Raw genomic sequence first — 2502 nt, 5'->3', positions numbered from 1 at the left:
CCGTGCTTCGCCCGCGTCCCCCACTGAACACCATCAGGCTGTGACCGTCGGTCAGCGGGAGCATGCCCCGGCTGTACCCGCCGGCGACGTTGGAGCGCATACGGGTCCAGGCGTTCGCGGCTCCGTTCTCCGTGTTGACGAACAGGTCGTCCTGGCTCTCGCCGCTGAGGACGAGGGTGCCGTTCGGCCCTCCGGCGGGCAGCCAGGTGATGAAGGGCGCTCCGCTGGGGATGACGCCGTCGGTCGACCTCAGTACCCGGCCGGTGACGGAGCCGAAGCCCTCCGGGTCGGAGGAGATCTTGTAGTACACGGAGCACCGGCCCTCGGGTGCGTTGCAGTACTCGTAGCTCATCACGTGGTTGCCGTTGGGCAGCCGGGTGACCACCGGCATGCCCGGGCGGTCCGCGTAGGTGGGCATCGCCACGTCGTCCACGACCGGGCCCCAGTTGCGGAGGTCCGTGGAGACCTGGTGGACGATCTTCTGGCCGTGGTCGGTGTCGCGCTGGTCGGAGTAGTAGACGATGAGCCTGTCGCCGGACAGCAGGAAGAACGGCTCCCAGACGGGGGTGTAGCCGTTGCTGGAGTGTGCCGGGCCGCCGGTGGCGATGTTGGTGACGAAGTTCCAGCTCTGGCCGCGGTCGGTGCTGGCGTACAGGTCGATCTTGCTGCCGCCCCGGTCGGCCGGCACGGAGTCACCCGCGGCGAGGATGGTTCCGGCGGGGAAGCCGCCCATGGCTCTGGGCAGTTCGAACAGCTCGGGCTGCCAGCGCATGCCCCAGCCGTTCTGGGTGTCGGCGACCTCGGAGATCTTCGTCCAGGAGGTGCCGTTGTCGGTGCTGCGGTAGATCGGGAAGACCGGCGTGCCGGAGGTGTACTGCTCGAAGGTGGCGAGCATCGTGCCGTTGGCCGAGCCGTTGTACTGCAGACGCATCGCCCGCGGGTAGAACGTCCCCGGTGAGGGCGCGTTCGACGGCGGCGTGTACAGCGTCTGCGACGGACGGGATTCCGCCTCGGCCCGGCCGGCGGCGGGCAGGGTCAGCGTCCCTATCGCGACGAGCAGGGACACCATCAACGTCAGGAGGGAGAAGGGACGGGAACGCGGAGCGGCGCCGGGTCTGGCGCCCAACTGGGCAGAGGACATGTGCGGCTCCCGGGGGAAGGGATGGGGATGTGTTTCGGTGCCCGCCGCTCCCCGGATCGGTCCAGGCGGGAGCGGCGGAATCGGTGGGCGGCGTCGATCGGCGCGGAAAGGCTGCCGACGCTGCGGCACTGGCGTACGGGAGCCTCGCGGTCAGGCCCTCGTCGGACGGCAGAGGACGGTGTTCCGGGCGTCGGCTCTCACGCCCGCTGCGGGGAGGGTCAGAGAAAACGGCTCATCGGTCATGGTGGGACGGTGGAGGGGCGGTCGAGCCGCGAACGACGAGTTCGACCGGGGGTTCGCTCGCCGGAGGAAGATCGGTCTCGGGCGCCTCGATGACGTGCACGAGGAGTCTGATTCCTTCCCGTGCCGCCTCGTCGAAGGGCTGACGCACGGTGGTCAAGGGCGGGGTGATGTAGGCGAAGACGGGGTTGCCGTCGAAGCCCACGACGCTGATGTCCTCCGGCACCCGGCGGCCGGCCTCCCGCAGGGCGTGAATCAGGCCGATCGCCATCTCGTCGCCCGCCGCGAACACCGCCGTCACCGAGCTGTCCGCAGCCAGCTCACGGCCCGCCGCGAAGCCGGACGCGGGCGACCAGTCGCCTTCGAGCAGGGGAGGTTCATCCGCTCCGCGTGCCACCAGCGCCGCCCGCCAGCCCTCGATACGGTCCTTCGAGGCGTACCACTGCCCCGGACCGGCCAGGTGGTGAACGGTCGGATGGCCCAGATCCAGCAGGTGATCGGTGGCTGCCCTCGCCAGCGCGTACGCGCCCACACCCACGGTCAGGGTCCGGGCAGAGGTGAAGGCCGGTGGTGCCCCCAGGAAGAGAAGCGGCACGTCGACCCCGACCTGCACCTCCCCCTCCACGATGGGCTCGGATACGACGATGCCGTCCACGCCCTGCTCCAGGAGCGAGGTCACGGCGCCGGCGATGCCGTCCGGTTCCCCGTCCACCGTGTTGACCATACGCAGGGCGTAACCGGCGTCCCGTACGGCCCTCTCGATGCCGACGAGGAGCGAGGCGGTTCCGTATCCGGCCGTTCCCAGTGCCACGACACCGATGGACCGGTTCCGGCCGGAGGCCAGTGCCCGGGCCGCGTGGTTCAGTCGATATCCGAGCTCCTCCGCGGCCTCGAGGACGCGTCGACGGACCTCCTCGGAGACGTACGGCTCGTTGTTGAGGACCCGTGACACCGTCTTGCGCGAGACGCCGGCCAGGCGGGCCACGTCCGCACTCCGCGGTGGGGCCGCAGCCGTACCGCGTGCCACCACTCGTGTCATCGATTCTCCCGGCGAGCGTATGTCTTTATCGAGCGAGGTCAATCATATGACCGCGCGGTCACTGACCGCGCGGTCATATCTA

General features: G+C 69.7%; 2 protein-coding genes. Both read right to left on the bottom strand.

Translation table 11 applies throughout. The features are described from left to right. Positions 1-1141 (bottom strand): sialidase family protein (locus ACFU53_RS47690; protein WP_384006837.1); only part of this gene is annotated, 1141 nt, incomplete at its 3' end. 232 nt (positions 1142-1373) lie between these two features. Then, positions 1374-2420 (bottom strand): LacI family DNA-binding transcriptional regulator, encoded by a 1047-nt coding sequence (locus ACFU53_RS47685; RefSeq protein WP_384006834.1) that lies wholly within the window; start codon positions 2418-2420, stop codon positions 1374-1376. Positions 2421-2502: the final 82 nt, after the last annotated feature.

The organism is Streptomyces sp. NPDC057474, from assembly GCF_042802555.1.
Lineage (GTDB): Bacteria > Actinomycetota > Actinomycetes > Streptomycetales > Streptomycetaceae > Streptomyces.
This window is presented reverse-complemented; position numbering and strand designations above follow the sequence as displayed.

Coding starts and splice junctions, on each gene's coding strand:
- ACFU53_RS47685 (WP_384006834.1), bottom strand. CDS start 2,420: ATGACACGAGTGGTGGCACGCGGTACGGCTGCGGCCCCACCGCGGAGT.